The following is a 3,504-nucleotide window of genomic DNA, read 5'->3' as shown; positions in this document are numbered from 1 at the left end:
GAATCCCGTCAATCACTTTGCTGCGGGCTTCCTTTGGCTTCATCTGACTGCGGTAATCTGCGGCTGATTTCCCGGAAGATTCCAGAAATACTTCTAAGTCCTCCACAGTAGAAAGCCCCTTTTGACGGAGATAGGACAGGGCTTCGCTGACTGCCTTTAAGTCCTGTGAAGTCCCCCGGTTCTGTCCAGCCCTTGTCCAGTCCTTCCGTTTTTCGCCCAGCTCGGTAATCCAGCCTTTGAGGTTTTGGATAAGCTGCCGGATGGACTTCATCAGATTGTTGGCAGCTCTGATTTCCCTGTTCAGGTTGCCGATATTCGTCTGGATACCTCGCTTTTCCATCTGCCGGACAGCAACTCCCTCATGGACAGTAGGGATAATATCAAGCCCCTGTCTGGCATAGGAACGCAAGTCCACACGCTCCGGGCGGTCATTGGCTTCCAGATAGCGGTTCTGGATGACCTCCCATTCATGCCGCCAGATTTCACAATACTTCTGGTCGTTCCAGTCCACCGTATCCTCCTTGTGGCTTTTCCACCTGCCGGATGGCAGCTTTATCCGTTCCCCATTCTCGTCAAGGTCATAAACCTTGCGGCTCTTGGGAAGCCATTTCCCATGCTCGTCCATTGCCCGCATAGTCAGCAGGACATGGGCGTGGGGATTGTGTCCCGGCGGGTGGGGGTCATGGATGGCAAAGTCAACAATCATCCCTTTGGAAACAAACTGCTGTTCACAAAACTCCCGGACAAGGACAGCATATTGGTCGGGCGGTATCTCTCTGGGGATGGTAAGCACCCACCGCCTTGCAAGCTGGGAGTTCCATTGTTTTTCCACCGCTTCGGCGGCGTTCCACAAAGTATTGCGGTCTGCATATTCCTGTGGGGCATTAGGTGGGAGCAGGATTTCATTGTGGACGATACCACGCTTTTCCGGGTAGTGCTTCACTTGCTGGTCATATTCACAGAACAGTTTTTCGCCACTCTGGTAAGCAGCGGCGGCAACAGCAGACTGCCGTTGGCTGCGCTGAACAATCGTGATTTCGTTGTGTGGACAGGGCATTTCGTATCCCTCCTTTCGCTAATTGGTGGATGGGGTGGCGTTTTACCACCTCATTTTGGGCAGAAAAAAAGCAGGAGACCTTTTTCAGATTTCCTGCTCGGTGCGCCGCTGTGTTGGCGGCGGATATTTAGTTGTAAAAGTTCGGGACAAGTTGACCCGATGGGTAGATGGTACACTTAAAAATTATGGTTCTCTTGTCATTAGCTCATTAGCATAATGATTAAGAACTTCACAAGGTTCATATTTGCATTTATAACCAATACCGTCAATTATAATAAATGGATTGTATGCTATAATCTCCACTTGAGAACCATCTGCCAAAGACAGAGTGAAAATAACTGCTTGTCCGGCATATTCTGTATATGAGTTGTCCTTATTGTAAATAACTACCTCATTGAGATATGATACTAATTCCTCTGTTTCTACTATCTGAATTGTTGTATCAGGTGGCGATAACCGAACACTTGCCGAAGTAATATCTGCTGCCTCTAAATCTTTGAATGGTCTATGAGCAGAAAACAAAAGAAAGCTAATACCTATACCGATTAAACATATCAGTGCAATTAACAAAAACTTTTTATGCTTCATTTGATTCTCCTTTACACACTACTATGAAATTTCTTTTTCATCATCTCTTGGTGGTCGGACATAACATAACATTTCTTTTTCACAAGCACCAAATTTTGAGAAATTGGATTTCGCTTCTTTTAGCGTTATTCCATGATTAGAGTCACTTGGTTCGTTATCAGAAGCAATGAACGGGTCATTCTCCCAAAAACAAACGGGACAGATATACCCACAATCTTCATTTGCCGGAACATTATAGGTAAAATATCCGCAGCAAGGACATTGATATTTCATCATTTCGTATTTTTAGCTCCCCATTATAATTTCATATTTGAATAACAGCAAATTATCAAAAATATCATTCCTAAAATCGCAAGACTTTCGCATATAGAAACTATTTTGAAATTCCTCAAACTCATTTTTCCTTTTTTATATTCGTCATAACACAAATAAATTGTAATCGCTGCAAATACAATCGTTATAATCTCGATAACCGGCATCTATATCCCTCCTAAAATTGATTTGTCGCTCGTCATGCAATCTGAAAGTTATTATTTCAAAATAAAGGGTAGTATTATCATAACAATTCCTGATAGAGCAAATAAAATACCGCCAATTTTTGTGGTTTTCAGATATAACTCAGATGGCTCATCTGCACGATAAGATTTCCATGCTTCTGTTAATTTCCACACTAAATCTGGCTTTAAAAAAATAAACACACCTAAAACAAAAATTATAACTCCACCACTAATAGACCATAACATAGGCGTCCCTCCCGTTATTCAAGTCCAGTTTGTTATTGATTTCATTATACTTTATTACCTATCGAAAAGATAGCGTATTTTATGAAACTTGTCAGATGGGAACAGCTTGCAGCGCAAGGTGTCCCCAGATGGCAAGTCCACAAAAGGGCAGCTGGCGGCAGCCAGCGCAGGGGAAGCGTAGCGTCCCCTGTTTGATTTGGAGCAGACCATGACTGCGGAAAATCACAGCCCTCCGGCGAGGAGCCTTCGGAGAACGCAATGCACCAACCTTTGGGTGGTGTATAATTGCGCCCTTAGTAAACTAAGGGGTTTCCGGCTTCTCCCGTTCCAGCAGTTTCTTCAATAGTTCCTGCGTGTCCTGCCTGTGAAAAATGAGTTTCAACAACAGCATGACATCATCATCTGTCAGGCGTTCCGGCTCTTGCAGAAAACTTTCCAGCATACCGCCACGAGTACAGAGCCGGTGCGTCCGTTCCTTTCGGGTAAGCTGCTTTAACTGGTGCTGCAATGCCTTTTCATCATTGATGGCTTTCCGCAGTTTCTTTTCGCTTTTCTCCAGCTCCCGGTTGAGCTTTTCCAGCTTTGAGGTATCAGGCAAGGGCAGCGTCCTCCTTTCCCGGTATCAACACATAAATCCTGTTTGGTTCTCCAACGCCCTGACGCACCCGCATGATAAGTCCGGCGTTTTCCAGTTCATTCAAAGAACGCTTGACCGTCATAGAGCTGCGGGACAGGACTGCGGCAATGGCTGTGACAGGGAAGCAGACAAACAGGATTCCGTTCTCGTCCTCCTGCCCATTGGAGAGCATAGCGTCCAACATCCGGCAGTACATGACCTTTGCGGTGCTGCTGACTGGAAACCCTGTCAACGCTCTTGGAAAAGCCATACAGGGCGGCAATGGTGTGTCTATCGTCATAAATTCAAAATTCATTCGGTGTGTTCCTCCTTTTTCTTTGCTCGTTTGGATAAATAACGGGGGCAGTCAATCACAACCGCCCGGAAGCTCTGCTTGCACCCATGCTGGCATTTCCGGCATAATTCGTTGTAAGTGACACGCCCCCGGTCATTGAGGTAAAAAGAAAGCTCATGCTTCCTCTTTTTGCTCATTCTCGGCA

The 3,504-nt window shown here is 45.4% G+C and carries 7 protein-coding genes; all 7 read right to left on the bottom strand.

All coding sequences use genetic code 11. The annotated features are described in order from the left end of the window. The coding region (gene mobQ, locus OCV62_RS07460; protein WP_262585779.1) for a MobQ family relaxase at positions 1 to 1,057 on the bottom strand (1,057 nt) is incomplete at its 3' end. A 183-nt stretch (positions 1,058 to 1,240) separates the two neighbouring features. Beyond that, positions 1,241 to 1,645 carry a hypothetical protein gene (locus tag OCV62_RS07455; RefSeq protein WP_118468452.1) on the bottom strand — a complete coding sequence of 135 codons (405 nt, stop codon included), beginning with the start codon at positions 1,643 to 1,645 and terminating at the stop codon, positions 1,241 to 1,243. Between the two features lie 21 nt (positions 1,646 to 1,666). Continuing rightward, entirely contained in the window at positions 1,667 to 1,921 is a 255-nt protein-coding gene (locus OCV62_RS07450) for a CPCC family cysteine-rich protein (protein WP_073929945.1), read from the bottom strand. 254 nt (positions 1,922 to 2,175) lie between these two features. After that, the gene (locus OCV62_RS07445; RefSeq protein ID WP_118468456.1) at positions 2,176 to 2,388 is read right to left on the bottom strand and encodes a DUF6199 family natural product biosynthesis protein; all 213 of its coding nucleotides are present in this window, start codon (positions 2,386 to 2,388) and stop codon (positions 2,176 to 2,178) included. A 301-nt stretch (positions 2,389 to 2,689) separates the two neighbouring features. Next, entirely contained in the window at positions 2,690 to 2,986 is a 297-nt protein-coding gene (locus OCV62_RS07440) for a DUF3847 domain-containing protein (RefSeq protein ID WP_002594808.1), read from the bottom strand. Continuing rightward, complete coding sequence (locus OCV62_RS07435; RefSeq protein WP_005930726.1) at positions 2,979 to 3,320, bottom strand: DeoR family transcriptional regulator; 342 nt, start codon at positions 3,318 to 3,320, stop codon at positions 2,979 to 2,981. Before OCV62_RS07435 ends, OCV62_RS07440 begins: the two co-directional genes overlap by 8 nt. Beyond that, positions 3,317 to 3,504 (bottom strand): hypothetical protein (locus OCV62_RS07430; protein ID WP_243037275.1); only part of this gene is annotated, 188 nt, incomplete at its 5' end. The genes OCV62_RS07435 and OCV62_RS07430, both read right to left, overlap by 4 nt.

This window comes from Gallintestinimicrobium propionicum, from assembly GCF_025567525.1.
Taxonomy (GTDB): domain Bacteria; phylum Bacillota; class Clostridia; order Lachnospirales; family Lachnospiraceae; genus Gallintestinimicrobium; species Gallintestinimicrobium propionicum.
The sequence above is the reverse complement of the archived record's forward strand: the minus strand, read 5'-3'. Positions and strand labels throughout refer to the sequence as shown.

What these genes read in the sequence shown, in the direction of transcription:
- OCV62_RS07445 (WP_118468456.1), bottom strand. Translation starts at nt 2,388, where the DNA reads ATGTTATGGTCTATTAGTGGTGGAGTTATAATTTTTGTTTTAGGTGTG.
- OCV62_RS07435 (WP_005930726.1), bottom strand. Translation starts at nt 3,320, where the DNA reads ATGAATTTTGAATTTATGACGATAGACACACCATTGCCGCCCTGTATG.
- OCV62_RS07450 (WP_073929945.1), bottom strand. Translation starts at nt 1,921, where the DNA reads ATGATGAAATATCAATGTCCTTGCTGCGGATATTTTACCTATAATGTT.
- OCV62_RS07455 (WP_118468452.1), bottom strand. Translation starts at nt 1,645, where the DNA reads ATGAAGCATAAAAAGTTTTTGTTAATTGCACTGATATGTTTAATCGGT.